Here is a 15,869-nt window from a genome sequence, read left to right on the forward strand (position 1 = left end):
TTATCAGGGGGATGCGAGGGGGATTTCAACCATGGTTCGCAATGTGTAATATCTTGTGAACGCCCACTAGCCGCTGGTTCTTGCCACTGTTACATTTCCGGCCATGAATACGCAAAACACCACCCCCACCCGAAAAATCCTCGTCGTCGACGATGATCCGCGCTTGCGCGATTTGCTGCGTCGGTACTTATCCGAACAGGGATTCAACGTTTTCGTTGCCGAAGACGCCAAAGAGATGGGCAAACTCTGGCAACGCGAGCATTTCGACCTGCTCGTGCTGGATCTGATGCTGCCTGGAGAAGATGGCCTGTCCATCTGTCGCCGGCTGCGCGGTGGTCACGACAATACCCCCATCATCATGCTGACGGCCAAGGCGGAAGAAATCGACCGCATCGTCGGCCTGGAAATGGGTGCGGACGACTACCTGTCCAAGCCGTTCAACCCCCGGGAACTGCTGGCGCGGATCAACGCGATCCTGCGCCGCCGCGGCACCGAGGAACACCCCGGCGCCCCCAGCCAGGAAAACGAGTCCATCGCCTTCGGCCCCTACACGCTGAACCTGTCCACCCGCACGCTCACGCGCAACGGCGAACAGGTGCCCATCACCACCGGCGAATTCTCGGTGCTGAAGGTGTTCGCACGCCATCCCAAGATCCCGCTGTCGCGAGACAAGCTCATGGAACTGGCGCGCGGCCGCGAATACGAAGCCTTCGATCGCAGCCTGGACGTGCAGATCTCGCGCCTGCGCAAGCTGATCGAACCGAATCCGTCCAAGCCCGTATTCATCCAGACCGTCTGGGGTCTCGGATACGTGTTTGTGCCGGACGGTGGTAGCTGACCGACTCGCCCGCCCCGGGCAGGAGCGCAGCCTCGTGCCCCGCTTGCGCAGAACCTTCAGGAACCTGACATCACGTTTGCGGCTCGGCTTGTTCGGCCGCACGTTCCTGTTGCTCGCCGCGCTGATGCTCGTCAGCCTGGGCGCGTGGCTACAAGTATTTTTCAGCATGGAGCTGGGACCGCGCGCCAATCAAATGGCGCAGCGGGTGATCACGGCCGTCAATATCACGCGCACCGCGCTGATCTACTCGCATAACGACGAGCGCAGCAAGCTGCTGCTGGACTTGGCCACCAACGAAGGCATCCAGGTCTATCCGCGCGAAGTCACCGACTTCGCCGAAGCCCTCCCCGACGACGATTACTGGCAACGCGTTGCCCAGCACATCCGCACGCGCTTCGGCCCGGAAACGCAGATTGCCTGGGGCGTCAACCAGGTGCCCGGCTTCTGGGTCAGTTTCCAGATAGAGAAAGACCTTTACTGGCTGGTGTTCGAGCGCGAGCAGATCGGCCTGACGGGCGGGATCGAATGGCTGGGCTGGGGCGCCACGGCGCTATTGCTGTCGCTGGTGGGCGCCGCGGTCAGCGTGGGCTTCGTCAACCGGCCGCTATCGCGGCTGGCCCGGGCCGCCCAGGTGCTGTCGCGGGGCGAAACCCCCGCTGCCCTGCCCGAGCAGGGACCGCTGGAGATCCGCGACCTGAACGCCTCGTTCAACCGCATGGCCAAGGACCTGAGACAGGCGGAGGCCGACCGCGAGCTGATGCTCGCGGGGATCTCGCACGACCTGCGCACGCCGCTTGCGCGCATGCGACTCGAGATCGAGTTGAGCGGCGTGTCCGAGGACGCCCGCCAGGCCATCGACGAAGACCTGGGCCAGATCGACCACAGCATCGGCCAATTGATGGAGTACGCGCGCCCCGCCGGCACCTTGCCGCAGTTGGCCACGGACATCTCCGCGGTGCTGGCCGAGCTCTACGAACGCGAACGCAGCCATACCGCATCCCTGGGCGGGGAGCTGGACGCCACGCTGGAACCGGGCCTGCGCGCCCGCATCACGGCGCTGGACCTCAAGCGCATCGTCAGCAACCTGATCGAGAATGCGCGACGCTACGGCCGTTCCGCCGACGGCATGGCGCATCTCGTCATGACACTGCAAGCTGAAGGCTCCATGATCGTGATCGAGGTGTCCGACCGCGGTCCCGGCATCGCGCCGGAAGACGTCGACCGCCTGCTGCGGCCGTTCTCGCGCGGCGAGGCGGCACGCACTGGCGTCAGCGGCGCGGGTCTCGGCCTGGCCATCGTCGAACGCCTGCTCAAGCACGTGGGCGGCTCGCTGCGCATGCTGCCGCGCGAGGGCGGCGGCCTGACCGCAAGGATAGAGTTGCCCAAAGCGAAGTTTAGGAATTATCAATTAGACAACGAAAATCCATAGCGTAGAATTAAGGTTTGAGGCGCAGCCTTAATTCCACCAACAACTGGGAGTAAACATGAAAACTGTTGGCGACAAACTCGAACCCTTCAAGGTCACCGGCGTCAAGCCCGGCTTCAACCAGCACGAAGAAAACGGCGTGTCGGCGTTTGAAGACATCACCGAAAGCTCGTTCCCCGGCAAGTGGAAGGTCATCTACTTCTACCCGAAAGACTTCACGTTTGTTTGCCCGACCGAAATCGTCGGCTTCAACAAGCTGGCCAAGGATTTCGAAGACCGCGACGCCGTCCTGCTGGGCGGTTCGAGCGACAACGAATTCGTCAAGCTGGCCTGGCGCCGTGAGCACCCGGACCTCAACAAGCTGGGTCACTACCAGTTCGGCGACACCACCGGCGCCCTGATCGACCAGCTGGGCGTGCGTGAAAAGGGTGCTGGCGTTGCCCTGCGCGCCACCTTCATCGTTGATCCGGACAACACGATCCAGCACGTTTCGGTGAACAACCTGAACGTCGGCCGTAACCCGGAAGAAGTTCTGCGTCTGCTCGACGGCCTGCAAACCGACGAGCTGTGCCCGTGCAACCGTACGGTTGGCGGCGCCACGCTGTAATTTCCAGCCCGGCCCGGGACCCGATTGCGGGTCCTGCGCTGGGCTTTAACTGCTCTAGATTATAGGTAAAAGCTATGGAATTTCTTACGACCATTAAGGAACAACTGCCGGATTGGGCCAAGGACATCCGCCTGAATCTGGACGCCGTGATCGCCCGCTCAACCCTGGCTCCCGAAGATGCCGTCGGCGCCGCCCTGTCCGCCGCCTATGCCGCGCGCAGCCCGGTGCTGGTCGAAGCCTTCAAGAGCGGCCTGTCGGAAGGCGACGCCAACGCCGCGCTGACGGCCTCTGCCCTCATGGGCATGAACAACACCTGGTATCCCTACGTCGAAATGACCGGCGACGCCCAACTGAAGAGCCTGCCGGCCCAGTTGCGCATGAACGCCTACGCCACCCACGGCGGCGTCGAAAAGAAGCGCTTCGAACTGTTCGCGCTGGTGGCCTCCATCATCGGCAAGTGCCATTTCTGCGTGGCCTCGCACTACGAGAACCTGAAGAACGACGGCCTGTCGACCGAACAGCTGCGCGACGCCGGCCGCATTGCCGCCGTGGTCAACGCCGCCGCCCTGGCGCTGGCTGCCCAAGGCAAGTAAACGGCCTCGCGCAATAAAAAACCCGCCTGCGGCGCATGCCGCAGGCGGGTTTTCTTATGCAGGGCTGTCGATCGCTTATTTCTTCGGCATGCTCGACGTGGTCGGCAGGCCGTTGGCGACCCAGGCCTCAACGCCGCCGCGGTACCAGTACACGGTCCAGCCCAATGTGCCGGCGCGCAACGCCGCGTTGTAGGCGGAACGATCGTTCATGCCGGCGCCCAGGATCACGACGGGCGCCTTGCGATCGCCACCGTTGTTCTTCAACAGCCAGGCGTCGAAGCCTTGCTGCAGGTGATCCGTGACGCTGCCGTCCGAACCCGCATCTGTCAGCGGATAACCGATGGGCACCGTGTCGCGCAGCCCGCTGGTGTCGACGATCAGGAGATTCTTGTCTTTCTTGATCATCCCGACCAGGTCGGCAGTCGTGATCACCTGGGCCCGGTAGATCTTGTTGGGCGTCGGCCCCTTGTACGGCGCGGTGAACAGCATGGTCGTGGCGGGCACGCCAAAGTCCTTCAGCTCGTCGATGGCGCTGGCAGGCAGGCCCTGCCCCGGCGCCGGCTGCTGACGCGGCGCGGCCGAGCCTGGGGCGCCGCCACCCTGGGCCGCGACCTCGCCGCCCACGGTGCCCATCTCGATGTCGGAAATCATCACCGCGATGTTTTCGATCAGTTCGTAGCACATGGTGATCGAGCCTTCGCGCGGGCTGTACCAGGCATTGAGCTGGCCGCAGTCCTTGAACACCACGTTGACCGGGCGCGGCAGCACGTAGCGCTCGCCCAGCAGCTTGATGTTGTTCGAGATCGCTTCGGACAGATTGTTCGCAAACAAGTTGCCGATCTTGCGCTTGGACGGCTGGAACACCACCTTCACCGGCGCGCCGGGCGCATTCGCCGGCTGCTGGCCTTCGGGCGTCCAGGTGCCCACGCGCGTGTGAGGCGCCAGGATCTTGTTCCAGGCGCGGTTCTGCTTGTTGAATTCATCCGCGCAACGCGCCCGGGTCCGGTCCTCCAGCCCGACGTGTTTGGCAATGGACTCGAACACGGCGGGGTTGCCGCCGTACATGATGCAGAGCATGTTGCGAAAACGCTTCAGGTCGCCAGTGTGCTCGTCTTGCCAGGCCGAGGAGGCGTCGGCTCCCCTGCGCTCGGCCACCTTGCCGCTGTAGTACCACTGCAAGGCCGCGTACTTTGCCGCGTCCTGCGCCATGGTGTTCACTTCCTTGTTGTCCGACGGATACATGGTCGGCTCGACGATCTGCAGCGCCGAGTAGATGTCGACCGCGTCCTCTTCCGCCCCCGTCGAGGGCAGCTCCAGCTCGCCGATCAGGGCGTGCCCGAACTCGTGCATGAAGATGCTGCGCATGATGCCGATGTACACCGACACGATGCGCATGGTGTCGCCGCCAAAGCGCGGATAGGGGCCTTCCCCCGGCAAGGCCGGGTTGTAGTCGCCGCCGCCCTGTCCAGCGGCCGGAGCCTGCGCCTGGGGCTTTTGCGCCGTGCCGCCGCCTGCGTTGCCGCCGCGCGCGGGCAAGGTCCCGGCAGCCGCCGGCGCCGCGCCGGATTGGCCGCCAGTCATCGTGATCTTGAAGTCGGCGACGCCGAAGGTACCTACGTCGTAGGCCATGATGCCCAGTTCAGAACCCGTGGCGGGCTCATTGCTGACATCGCCGATCTGCTGGCCGTTGACGATGAAACGGGCCGCGCCCGGCAGCTCGACCACTCTGATGCGGTCGGAACCGTCCAGCTTCGCAATGTTGGGCAGCGACGCGATGTCACGGCGGTTCTGCCCCTGCAGACAGAACAGCAGTGTGTTCTTGTCGGCCGTGAGTTCGAGCAGGCACAGGCTCTTGTTGGCGCGGTTGCTCAGCGCCACGCCGATGGACGCTTTCGGATTCGGAGACTTGACGACCACATTGACGTCGGTCACCCGGCCCGATTCCGGCGCCGGCCCGACATTCATGTACAGGGTCTGTTCGCTGTCGGCCTTGTTCGCGTTGTGCAGGGTGAACCATCCATCCTGCACGCCAGCGGTCCAGCCCTCCAGCATCTGCTGCTTGACCGCACCGGCCAGCGGGCCCAACTGCTGCTCGTACTGCGCATGCGCGGGCAGGCTTACCGCGCTGAAGATGGAAGCCAGGGCGATGCCACGTAAATGCATCCGAATGTCTCAGTAGTCGAATTGAAGTAGCGCAGAATATGCCAGATCAATTCGACCCGCTTATTCATTTGTTAAAGATGTATCCAAACTAAATGAACAGCGGAAAAGCGCATTCGGCCGTGGTGCCGCGGAACCCTCGCGCGAGCTAGGAAGCCGCGCGCGCCAGCAAGGCCACCACCGTCGCCGCGATGCCTTCCTTGCGGCCCAGGTACCCCAGGCCCTCGTTGGTCTTGGCCTTGATGTTGACCTCGGTCTCGGCCAGCCCGGTATCCGCGGCGATGTTCTTCACCATGGCCGGCGCGTGCGGACCGATCTTGGGCGCCTGCGCGTGCAGCGTGGCGTCGATGTTCACTGGCGTCCAGCCCGCGGCGCGCACGCGCGCCATGGCCTCGCGCAGCAGCACGCGGCTGTCGGCGCCCTTGAAGGCCGGGTCGGTATCCGGAAAGTGCCGGCCGATATCGCCCAGGCCGGCGGCGCCCAGCAGCGCGTCGGTAATGGCGTGCAGCAGCACGTCCGCGTCCGAATGCCCCAGCAGGCCATGCGTGTGGGGGATCGTGACGCCGCCGATGATCAACGGGCGCCCCTCGACCAGCGCATGCACGTCGAAACCCTGGCCGACGCGGAAAGGAATACTCATAGCCATTTTTCCATCAGTTCGAAATCGTCCGGCCATGTCACCTTGAAATTGCGCATGGCGCCGGGCACCAGCAGCGGCGCGTAACCTGCCGCCTCGATGGCCGAGGCCTCGTCGGTGACGGCCGCGCCGCTCACGGAGGCCGCCGTCAGCGCATCGCGCAGCACGCCGGCCCGGAACATCTGCGGGGTCTGCGCCAGCCACAGGCCGTTGCGGTCCAGCGTGCGCTCCACGCGCTCGTGGCCGCCCTTGACGGTGTCCGCCACGGGCAGCGCCAACAGGCCGCCCACGGGGTCCGCCAGGCAGGCGTCGATCAGCCGGCCCAGCGCGGCCGCAGGCAGCCCAGGGCGCGCAGCATCGTGCACCAGCACCCAGGTATCGTCGGCCACGCCGCTGTCGGCCAGCGCACCCGCCACGGTATCCGCACGCGTCGCGCCGCCGCAGGCGCGCCACACGGTGCGCGGCAGGCCGGCCAGCGCCGCATCCACCCAGCCGTCGCCGGGCGTCACGGCCACCCGCACCTGCGAGATGCGTTCATCGGCCAGCAACGCGCATACCGCGTGGCGCAGCATGGGCTGTCCAGACAGCGGACGGTATTGCTTAGGCACGGTTTCATGCCCGGGCCGGCTGGCGCGGGCCCCTACGCCCGCAGCGGGCACGATTGCAATGAGGGAGGCAGACATGGTGCGGTGATTTTATAATCTTCCGCTTGATGCCTGCTTCCAGCCTGATGCCAGCCCCCTCCGCCCCCGCTACCTTCGCGCCTCCCGTCCCCGCCACGGCCCCCACTCTGTCCGCGCTGAAGGCCGGCGCGCGCTATGCGCAGCCGCGCCCGCCAGGGTCCGGCGATGCCTGGCTGCTGGCGGATCTGGCGCGGCAGGCCTCGGCGCCGCTGGTCATCCTGACCGCCGAGCCGGTCGAGGCCCAGCGCCTGGCCGAGGAAATCCAGCTGTTCGCCCCGGACCTGCGGGTGCGCCAGTTGCCCGACTGGGAAACGCTGCCCTACGACGCCTTCTCGCCGCACCAGGACCTGATTTCGGAACGCCTGCACACGCTGCACTCGCTGATGACCAAGTCGGTGGACGTGCTGACCGTGCCGATCACCACGGCGCTGTACCGGCTGGCGCCGCCCTCTTTCCTTGCGGCCTACACCTTTTCCTTCAAGCAGAAGGACAAGCTCAACGAAGCCGCGCTGCGCGCCCAGCTGACCCTGGCCAACTACAACCACGTCACCCAGGTGACGGCGCCCGGCGAGTTCTGCCTGCGCGGCGGCCTGATCGACCTGTTCCCCATGGGCTCGGTGGTGCCCTACCGCCTGGACCTGTTCGACGACGAGATCGAGACCATCCGCAGCTTCGACGTGGACACGCAGCGCAGCCTGTACCCGGTGCGCGAAGTGCAGCTGCTGCCCGGCCGCGAATTCCCGATGGACGAAGACGCGCGCAACCGCTTCCGGGCGCGCTTCCGTGAAGTCTTCGAAGGCGATCCTTCGCGCGCCTTGCCTTACAAGGACATCGGCAACGGCATTCCGTTCGCCGGCGTCGAGTACTACCTGCCGCTCTTCTTCGAGGAAACGGCGACCCTGTTCGACTACCTGACGCAAGGCACGGTCACCGTCACCGTAGGCGACATCGACGACGCCATCCAGCGCTTCAACCAGGACACCTCCAGCCGCTACGGCTTCCTCAAGAGCGACCGCGAACGGCCGGTGCTGCCGCCGTCCGAACTGTTCCTGGACAACGAGACGCTCTACGCGCGGCTGAAGGACTTCCGTCGCCTGTCGCTGACCGCCGGCCAGCCGCACCCGGACTTCCGCGCGGCGCCTGATGTGAGCGTGGCGCGGCGTTCTGAAGATCCCATCGCCAAGCTGCGCGCGCTGGTGCAGGCCGGCCAGACACGCGTGCTGCTGTGCGCCGACTCCGCCGGCCGGCGCGAGACCCTGGTGCAGATGCTCAACGAGTTCGGCGTCACACCGGACGCACAGCCCGACACCATCGAAGCCTTCCTCGCCTCGGACGCCCATTTCGGCATCGTCGCCGCGCCGCTGTCCACCGGCTTCGGGCTGCCCCAGGCCAATCTGGCCTTCCTCACCGAAAACGACCTGTACCCGGGCCTGGCCACCACCGGCCGCCGCGGCAAGCGCGACCAGGAACGCGCCAGCAACGTCGAAGCCATGGTGCGCGACCTGTCCGAGCTGCGTGCAGGCGACCCCGTGGTCCATGCGCAGCACGGCATCGGCCGCTACCACGGCCTGGTCAACATGGACATGGGCGAAGGCGGGATGGAATTCCTGCATCTGGAGTACGCCAACGGCAGCACGCTGTACGTGCCGGTGTCGCAGCTGCACGTGATCGCCCGCTACAGCGGCGCCGATCCGGAAGCCGCGCCCCTGCACCAGCTGGGCTCCGGCCAATGGGACAAGGCGCGCCGCAAGGCCGCCCGCCAGGTCCGCGACACCGCCGCCGAGCTGCTGGCGCTGTACGCCCAGCGCGCCGCCCGCGAAGGCTACGCCTTCAACCTGCCGCTCAACGACTACCAGGCCTTCGCCGAGGGCTTCGGCTTCGAGGAAACAGCCGACCAGGCCGCCGCCATCGAGGCCGTCATCGCCGACATGACCTCCGGCCGCCCCATGGACCGCCTGGTCTGCGGCGACGTGGGCTTCGGCAAGACCGAGGTCGCGCTGCGCGCCGCCTTCCTGGCCGTGGCCAACGGCAAGCAGGTCGCCCTGCTCTGCCCCACCACGCTGCTGGCCGAACAACATGCGCAGACCTTCTCCGACCGCTTCGCCGACTGGCCCGTGAAGGTCGTGGAGCTGTCGCGCTTCCGCTCGGCCAAGGAAGTTTCCGCCGCCATCGAAGGCATCAACGACGGCCGCGTGGACATCGTCATCGGCACCCACAAGATCCTGTCCAAGGACGTGAAATTCAAGCGCCTGGGCCTGGTCATCATCGACGAGGAACACCGCTTCGGCGTGCGCCAGAAGGAAGCCTTGAAAGCGCTGCGCGCCGAGGTCGACGTGCTGACGCTGACCGCCACGCCCATTCCGCGCACGCTGGGCATGTCGCTGGAAGGCATCCGCGACTTCTCCGTCATCGCCACCGCGCCGCAAAAGCGCCTGGCCATCAAGACCTTCGTGCGGCGCGAGGACGGCAGCACCCTGCGCGAAGCGCTCTTGCGCGAACTCAAGCGCGGCGGCCAGTGCTATTTCCTGCACAACGAAGTCGAGACCATCCACAACCGCCGCGCCCGCCTGGAAGAACTGGTGCCCGAGGCCCGCATCGCCGTGGCCCATGGCCAGATGCCCGAGCGCGAGCTGGAACAGGTGATGAAGGGCTTCTACCAGCAGCGCTACAACGTGCTGTTGTGCACCACCATCATCGAAACCGGCATCGACGTGCCCAGTGCCAACACCATTGTGATCCACCGCGCCGACCGCTTCGGGCTGGCCCAACTGCACCAGCTGCGCGGCCGGGTCGGGCGCTCGCACCACCAGGCCTACGCCTACCTGCTGACGCCCGGCGAGGACGCCATCACCAACAACGCCAAGAAGCGCCTGGAAGCCATCCAGACCATGGAAGAGCTGGGTTCGGGCTTCTACCTGGCCATGCATGACCTGGAGATCCGCGGCACGGGCGAAGTGCTGGGCGATTCGCAGTCCGGCAACATCCAGGAAGTGGGCTTCTCGATGTACAACGAGATGCTCAACGAAGCCGTGCGCGCACTGCGCGCCGGCGAAGAACCCGACCTGGACGCGCCCTTCAACCTGGCCTGCGAAGTCAACCTGCACGCCCCGGCGCTGCTGCCGTCCGACTATTGCGCCGACGTCCATGCGCGCCTGGGCATCTACAAGCGCCTGGCGCACGCCGCGGACGAAGACGACCTGATCCACATCCAGGAAGAACTGATCGACCGCTTCGGCAAGCTGCCCGAGGCCGCGCAGACGCTGCTCGCCACGCACCGCCTGCGCCTGGCCGCCCAGCCCCTGGGCATCGTCAAGATCGACGCCAGCGAAACCCAGGCGCTGCTGCAATTCGGCCCCAAGACCTCGGTCGATCCCGGCAAGATCATCGAACTCGTGCAGCGCCAGCGTCACATCAAACTGGCGGGACAGGATAAATTGCGGGTTGAGATCAAGGCCGCGCAGATTCCGGCCCGCGCCGACGCCGTGCGCGCCGTGCTGCGCGCCTTGAAGTAACCGTCAAACCACACTGATTTTTATGACTACCCATCACCTTGTCGTCCAATCCCCCGGCCTGACCGTGGAACACGCCGAACAGCTGGCAGCCCTGGCCCAGGCGCAAGGCGTCGCACGCATCAGCGCCACCGCCGCCCGCCTGCTCGACGTACAACACGACGATGCCACCCGCGCCGAGGTCGTCGGCTGGGCCGAACGCCACGGCGTCGACACCGCCTTCCTGTCCGCCGGCCTGAAGCTGTCGGGATGCAAGGTGCTGGCCATGGACATGGACTCCACGCTGATCAACATCGAATGCATCGACGAGATCGCCGGCGTGGCGGGCCTGAAGGACAAGGTCTCCGAAATCACCGAGGCCGCGATGCGCGGCGAGATCAAGGACTTCTCCGAAAGCCTGCGCCGCCGCGTCGCCCTGCTCGAAGGCGTGCCGGCCGATGCGCTGGAACAGGTCTATACGGAAAAGCTGCGCCTGAATCCCGGCGCCGAACGCCTGATTTCCACCGCCCAGGCCGCCGGCATCAAGGTGCTGCTGGTCTCCGGCGGCTTCACCTTCTTCACCGAACGCCTGCGCCAGCGCCTGAACCTGGACAGCGCGCACGCCAACACCCTGGAAATCGCCAACGGCGTGCTGACCGGCAAGGTCCTGGGCGACATCCTCGACGCCGACGCCAAGGAAGCCCACCTGCGCGAGTTCGCCCGCCAGCACGGCGCCTCCCAGGAGCAGATCATCGCCATGGGCGACGGCGCCAACGACCTGAAGATGCTGGGCATCGCCGGCTTCCCCGTCGCCTACCACGCCAAGCCGCTGGTGCGTCAGCAGACGCGCTACGCGCTGAATGTGTCGGGACTGGACGGGGTGCTGAACTGGTTCGAGAGCTGAACGCGTCACGCCCGGCGCCTGTGCCTGCAGCCGGCGGGCGAGCATGAAAAAAGCCACCTCGCGGTGGCTTTTTCATTGCAGCGGCGTATCAGTACCGCACGCGCAGCGAGAGCAGCGCCGCCCGGCCCGTGCCCAGCGCCGCGTAGTGCGCCGCATAGGCCTTGGTGTAGTAGGTTTCGTCGAAAATATTCAGCACATTCAACTGCGCCGACATATGGTCGTTGAATTCGTACGCGGCCATGGCGTCGAAGCGCCAGTAGGAAGGCACCCAGCGCGCCTTGGGCGTGCCGTCGGCGTTCTTGGTCGCGTCCGAATTGCCGTACACCTTGTCCACGTAGTAGGCGCCGCCGCCGACCGTCAGCTTGGGCAGCACCTTGTAGGTGGTCCACAGGCTGAAGGCATTGCGCGGCGTGTTGGGCAGGTCCTGGCCCACGGCGCCGCTGTTGTAGGCGCCCTTGGTCATTTCGCTGTCCATGAAGGTGTAGCCGCCGAACACGTTCCACTTGGGCGTGATGCTGCCCGAGAAGCCCAGTTCGATGCCGCGCACCTTGGCCTCGCCGACCTGCGCGGTCTCGGTGGCCGAGACCGCGACGCTGGTGTTCTTGCGAATGTCCTGGAAAGCCGCCGCCGACAACGTCAGGCGATCATCGAACACCTGCCACTTCGTGCCCAGTTCGACCGTACGGCTCTTCTCAGGCTCCAGCGACTGGTTTGTGACCGACACGGCATCGCTGATCGCGCTGGAGGCGATGGCGGACGGCGTGGACGAAGTTCCGTAAGTGGCGTAGATGGTGCCGTTGGGCGCGGGCTTGTATGCCAAGCCAACCTGGTAGTTAAAGAGGTTGTCCTCGCGGCTGGTACTGTAGAACGCCGGCGTGCTGGCCGGGTCATTGCGGCCCTTGGCGATGTTGCTGCCGCTGGTACGGTAATTGTCCCAACGCAGGCCCAGGCTGGCTTGCCATTGCTCGTTGAACTTGATCGTGTCGAAGCCGTAGAGCGCGACCGTATCCGTGTTGTAGCGCGCCGGATTGTTGTTCCGTTGCAGATGTCCAGGATAGTAGGTGCCCGGGTCCGGATCCCACAACGAGGCGCAAAGCGCCGGATTGGCGTAGGTATTCTTGCCGTTGGCGGTGCCAGTCACGCAGCCGCTCGTTCCAGCGGGAACGCCCGACTCGGTGTAGCTGTCCTTGTCCTGCTTGATGTTGCTGTACTCGAAGCCCAGGTCGAACGAGTGCTTCAGGCTGCCGGTATCGAATTCGCCCGTCAGGTTGGTCTGGTTGGCGAAGCTCTTGGTGACGTAGTAGCCCGACTTGAGCGCCCGGTACACCAGGCCATTCGGAACGTTGCCCTTGCTGTCGTCGGGGTTGGTCGCCGCAAAATCGGTGGTGCCGCGGCCATAGCGCGTCACGTTGCGCAGTTGCAGCTTGTCGGAGAAGTCGTGCTGGAAGTCCACGGTAGCGACGTCGTCGCGGGTCTTCATGAAATCGCGGCCCTTCAAGCCATAGAAGCTCTTGCGGCTTACACCCATGGTCTCCGTCACCGGCTGGCCCGTTTTCGGGTCATACGGGATGGAGTAATCCGGCATGCTGTCGTCTTGGTAGTGGTAGTAGCTCAGCGTGATGCGCGTCGGCGTACCCACGCCCAAGGTCAGCGAGGGCGCCACGCCCCAACGCTCGAAGTCCACCGCGTCGTCACGGCCGGGCGCGTCACCCTTGTTGCCCATGACGTTCAGGCGGAACGCGGCCTTGTCGGCCAGGCGCCAATTGCTGTCGATGGTCGCACGGTAGTTGCTGTCCGTGCCGATCTGCGCCGTGGCTTCCGTGAAGTCGGTGGCCTTGGGCGTCTTGCTGACCATGTTGATGCTGCCGCCCGCGCCGCCGCGGCCGGAATAGACCGAGTCCGGCCCCTTGATGACTTCGACCTGCTCCAGGTTGAAGGTGTCGCGCACCTGCGTGCTGGAATCGCGAATGCCGTCCAGGAAAATGCTGCCGGCGGAATTCTGGCCGCGGATGATCGGCAGGTCGCCGCCTGGGCGACCGCCCTCGCCCGCGCCGAACGTGATGCCGGGCGAATTGCGCAGGACGTCCTGCAGCGTGGACGCAGCCTGGTCCTGGATCACCTGCTTTGGCACGACCTGCACCGTGCGCGGGGTGTCCAGCAAGGGGGCCGTGAACTTGGGCGACTGCGCCGTGGAGGTCTGGTACGACGACCCCTCACCCTCCACGCGCACGGGCGCAAGTTGCGTCACGCCCGAATCCGCGGATTGGGCGGCGGCGTACGGACTGATGAACAGCGCGGGAGCCGCGATCGCGGCGGCCAGGGAGGTAGTGAGCGTATTCAGCGAATACGTATCTTGGGGCTTCAAACCAGCTTCTCCGAATGTAAATAGCAACGATTCTTGTTTTTTTAACGTTTGCGATTCTGAACTGTGCGGCTGAATGAAACCTGAATGAAAGACCCAAACTCATCCAAAAGATGAAAAAACAACACCATAAGCGGGTTATCCCCCACAGGTCTTCGGAGGGCTCCCGCCGGGTATCCGCTAGTGCAAGACGCTGAGTAGCTCCGCCCTCCCGAATACCCGCGAATGGGCAAGGAAAGGCATCAGCAAGCTCAAAAGGCACAGGCTAAGCCGGTTTCATGCACCCACGAAAAAAAACGCCCCACAGGGCGTTTTTCATGCATGAACCAGGCTGCCTTCAGGTGCGCAGGCGCGGGTGCCGCTTGAACAGGTACCGGTACACAAACCCCGGATACGCCAGCACCAGATACAGGCTCAGCGTGATCGCGTAGAACTCCCAGGTCTGGGAAAAGCGGTTGCCCAGCGTGGATTCGAACGCGAAACCGAGCGCACCGACGATGGCGTAGAACACCAGCACTTCGATCAGGCGCATCCAGAACGGTTTGACTGCCGCCACCCCGCCCTGCTTCCAGGGCATGACAGCGAAGACCCGCTCCGTCAGGAACGGGAGATTCGCGCTGACCAGGGCCAGCGCGATCAACAGCCATACCGCCAGAGTCTGGTTCATGGCCCCGTTTTCCGTTTACAGGCTGAGCGAGCTGCGGATTGCCTGCACGCACAGGGCCATCAGGCCGCCCGGCAGGATGCCCAGGATCAGGATCAGGGCGCCGTTGACCGACAGCACGCCGCGCTGGCCGCAGGTGGCGACCATCGGCGCGGCATCGGCGGCCGGCTCGTCGAAGTACACGACCTTGACCACGCGCAGGTAGTAGAACGCGCCGATCAGCGAGAACAGCACGGCGATCACGGCCAGGGTCACGTGGCCTGCGCTGACCAGCGCCTGCAGCACGGCCAGCTTGGCGTAGAAGCCCACCAGCGGCGGAATGCCGGCCAGCGAGAACATCAGCAGCAGCACGATGGCGGCATGCCACGGGCTGCGGCGGTTCAGGCCCTTCAGGTCGTCGATGTGCTCGCACTCGAAACCTTGGCGCGACAGCAGCAGCACGATGCCGAAGCTGGCCAGCGTGGTCAGCACGTAGGTCAGCATGTAGAACAGCGAGGCGCCGTAGGCGGCCGACGACAGTTCCGGCTTGCCCGCGACCGAACCCGACATCAGGCCCAGCAGCACGAAGCCCATGTGCGAGATGGTCGAATAGGCCAGCATGCGCTTGAAGTTGGTCTGCGCGATGGCCGTCAGGTTGCCGATGGCCAGCGACAGCACCGCCAGGATCATCAGCATCGGCTGCCAGTCGGCGGCCAGGCCGTGCAGGCCATCGACCAGCAGGCGCAGCGTGATGGCGAAGGCGGCCAGCTTGGGCGCGCCACCCAGGATCAGGGTGACGGCGGTGGGCGAACCCTGGTAGACGTCCGGAACCCACATATGGAACGGCACGGCGCCGAGCTTGAACGCCAGGCCCGACACCAGGAACACGATGCCGAACACCAGGGCCAGCTTCTCGGCCTTGCCCGCGGCGATGACCTTGGACACTTCAGCCAGATCCAGGTGGCCGGTGGCGCCGTAGATCATGGACATGCCGTACAGCAGGAAGCCCGAGGCCAGCGCGCCCAGCACGAAGTACTTCATGGCGGCTTCGGTGGCGACGACGTTGTCGCGGCGCAGCGCGATCAGCGCGTACAGCGCCAGCGACATCAGCTCCAGGCCCAGGTAGATGGAGATCAGGTTCCCGGAGGAGATCATGACCATCTGGCCCAGCAGGGCGAACAGCGTCAGGACGTAGAGTTCGCCGCCGCGCATCATGTCGCGCACTTGCGCGTAGACACGGCCATAGACCAGGGTCGCGGCCACGGCGATGTAGGACGCGATCTTGAGCAGATGCGACAGTTCGTCGGTGACGTACAGGCCGTTGAAGGTCGAACCAACAACGCCGTTCTTCCATTGCAGGGCCGACACGACGGTCAGCACGCCCAATGCAAGCATGGTCAGCAGAAACGTCGGCTTGCGCTCGGGGTGATTGCTGACCGCGTCGACGAGCAGGATAGCCAGGCCGAAAACCAGCAGGAGGATTTCCGGTGTCGCCAGGGCGAAATCGATTTGGGATTGCATCATTGTC

Annotated in this window: 12 protein-coding genes; 6 read left to right on the forward strand and 6 right to left on the reverse strand. The window is 65.1% G+C overall.

Annotated features, from left to right (window positions below; translation table 11 throughout):
* Positions 1–103 precede the first annotated feature (103 nt).
* The 4 genes from risA (at position 104) to NGK62_RS03595 (ending at position 3,464) form a co-directional block, all read left to right on the forward strand.
* Positions 104–838: a response regulator transcription factor RisA gene (gene risA / locus NGK62_RS03580; protein ID WP_013392162.1), complete on the forward strand. Its 735-nt coding sequence runs from the start codon at positions 104–106 to the stop codon at positions 836–838.
* A 34-nt stretch (positions 839–872) separates the two neighbouring features.
* Positions 873–2,267 (forward strand): sensor histidine kinase RisS, encoded by a 1,395-nt coding sequence (gene risS / locus NGK62_RS03585; RefSeq protein WP_059374934.1) that lies wholly within the window; start codon positions 873–875, stop codon positions 2,265–2,267.
* Positions 2,268–2,322: 55 nt separating this feature from the next.
* Positions 2,323–2,871, forward strand: a complete 549-nt coding sequence (locus tag NGK62_RS03590; RefSeq protein ID WP_006389231.1) for a peroxiredoxin — start codon at positions 2,323–2,325, stop codon at positions 2,869–2,871.
* A gap of 74 nt (positions 2,872–2,945) precedes the next feature.
* Positions 2,946–3,464, forward strand: coding sequence for a carboxymuconolactone decarboxylase family protein (locus NGK62_RS03595; protein ID WP_042796792.1), 519 nt, complete (start codon positions 2,946–2,948; stop codon positions 3,462–3,464).
* Between the two features lie 75 nt (positions 3,465–3,539).
* Here the strand turns inward: NGK62_RS03595 and NGK62_RS03600 are convergent, their stop codons facing one another.
* The 3 genes from NGK62_RS03600 to ispD all read right to left on the reverse strand — a co-directional run bounded on the left by NGK62_RS03600 (position 3,540) and on the right by ispD (position 6,944).
* Positions 3,540–5,627, reverse strand: a complete 2,088-nt coding sequence (locus NGK62_RS03600) for a DUF4344 domain-containing metallopeptidase (protein WP_251877451.1) — start codon at positions 5,625–5,627, stop codon at positions 3,540–3,542.
* A gap of 145 nt (positions 5,628–5,772) precedes the next feature.
* Entirely contained in the window at positions 5,773–6,264 is a 492-nt protein-coding gene (gene ispF, locus NGK62_RS03605; protein ID WP_059374937.1) for a 2-C-methyl-D-erythritol 2,4-cyclodiphosphate synthase, read from the reverse strand.
* Positions 6,261–6,944, reverse strand: a complete 684-nt coding sequence (gene ispD, locus NGK62_RS03610) for a 2-C-methyl-D-erythritol 4-phosphate cytidylyltransferase (RefSeq protein ID WP_059374938.1) — start codon at positions 6,942–6,944, stop codon at positions 6,261–6,263. Before ispD ends, ispF begins: the two co-directional genes overlap by 4 nt.
* A gap of 29 nt (positions 6,945–6,973) precedes the next feature.
* On the opposite strand from ispD, the gene mfd reads away from it, so the two are divergent.
* Both mfd and serB read left to right on the forward strand, forming a co-directional pair.
* Positions 6,974–10,456 (forward strand): transcription-repair coupling factor, encoded by a 3,483-nt coding sequence (mfd, locus tag NGK62_RS03615; protein WP_251877453.1) that lies wholly within the window; start codon positions 6,974–6,976, stop codon positions 10,454–10,456.
* Between the two features lie 22 nt (positions 10,457–10,478).
* Positions 10,479–11,336 (forward strand): phosphoserine phosphatase SerB, encoded by an 858-nt coding sequence (gene serB / locus NGK62_RS03620; protein WP_059374940.1) that lies wholly within the window; start codon positions 10,479–10,481, stop codon positions 11,334–11,336.
* Positions 11,337–11,424: 88 nt separating this feature from the next.
* Here serB and NGK62_RS03625 read toward each other — a convergent pair whose 3' ends face one another.
* The 3 genes from NGK62_RS03625 to nuoN form a co-directional block, all read right to left on the reverse strand.
* On the reverse strand, positions 11,425–13,701 hold the full coding sequence (locus tag NGK62_RS03625; RefSeq protein ID WP_251877455.1) for a TonB-dependent receptor: 2,277 nt from the start codon (positions 13,699–13,701) through the stop codon (positions 11,425–11,427).
* 334 nt (positions 13,702–14,035) lie between these two features.
* Positions 14,036–14,365 (reverse strand): DUF2818 family protein, encoded by a 330-nt coding sequence (locus NGK62_RS03630; RefSeq protein ID WP_054450498.1) that lies wholly within the window; start codon positions 14,363–14,365, stop codon positions 14,036–14,038.
* A 15-nt stretch (positions 14,366–14,380) separates the two neighbouring features.
* Positions 14,381–15,865: an NADH-quinone oxidoreductase subunit NuoN gene (gene nuoN / locus NGK62_RS03635; RefSeq protein WP_042796786.1), complete on the reverse strand. Its 1,485-nt coding sequence runs from the start codon at positions 15,863–15,865 to the stop codon at positions 14,381–14,383.
* Between the last annotated feature and the right edge of the window lie 4 nt (positions 15,866–15,869).

Origin of the sequence: Achromobacter sp. Marseille-Q4954 (assembly GCF_943737025.1) — a bacterium.
GTDB classification, from domain to species: domain Bacteria; phylum Pseudomonadota; class Gammaproteobacteria; order Burkholderiales; family Burkholderiaceae_B; genus Achromobacter; species Achromobacter bronchisepticus_A.

Excerpts from the sequence above, each read along its gene's own strand:
- ispF (WP_059374937.1), bottom strand. The coding sequence starts at position 6,264 with ATGAGTATTCCTTTCCGCGTCGGCCAGGGTTTCGACGTGCATGCGCTG.
- risA (WP_013392162.1), top strand. The coding sequence starts at position 104 with ATGAATACGCAAAACACCACCCCCACCCGAAAAATCCTCGTCGTCGAC.
- nuoN (WP_042796786.1), bottom strand. The coding sequence starts at position 15,865 with ATGATGCAATCCCAAATCGATTTCGCCCTGGCGACACCGGAAATCCTC.
- NGK62_RS03630 (WP_054450498.1), bottom strand. The coding sequence starts at position 14,365 with ATGAACCAGACTCTGGCGGTATGGCTGTTGATCGCGCTGGCCCTGGTC.
- NGK62_RS03595 (WP_042796792.1), top strand. The coding sequence starts at position 2,946 with ATGGAATTTCTTACGACCATTAAGGAACAACTGCCGGATTGGGCCAAG.
- serB (WP_059374940.1), top strand. The coding sequence starts at position 10,479 with ATGACTACCCATCACCTTGTCGTCCAATCCCCCGGCCTGACCGTGGAA.
- NGK62_RS03600 (WP_251877451.1), bottom strand. The coding sequence starts at position 5,627 with ATGCATTTACGTGGCATCGCCCTGGCTTCCATCTTCAGCGCGGTAAGC.
- mfd (WP_251877453.1), top strand. The coding sequence starts at position 6,974 with ATGCCTGCTTCCAGCCTGATGCCAGCCCCCTCCGCCCCCGCTACCTTC.
- ispD (WP_059374938.1), bottom strand. The coding sequence starts at position 6,944 with ATGTCTGCCTCCCTCATTGCAATCGTGCCCGCTGCGGGCGTAGGGGCC.
- NGK62_RS03590 (WP_006389231.1), top strand. The coding sequence starts at position 2,323 with ATGAAAACTGTTGGCGACAAACTCGAACCCTTCAAGGTCACCGGCGTC.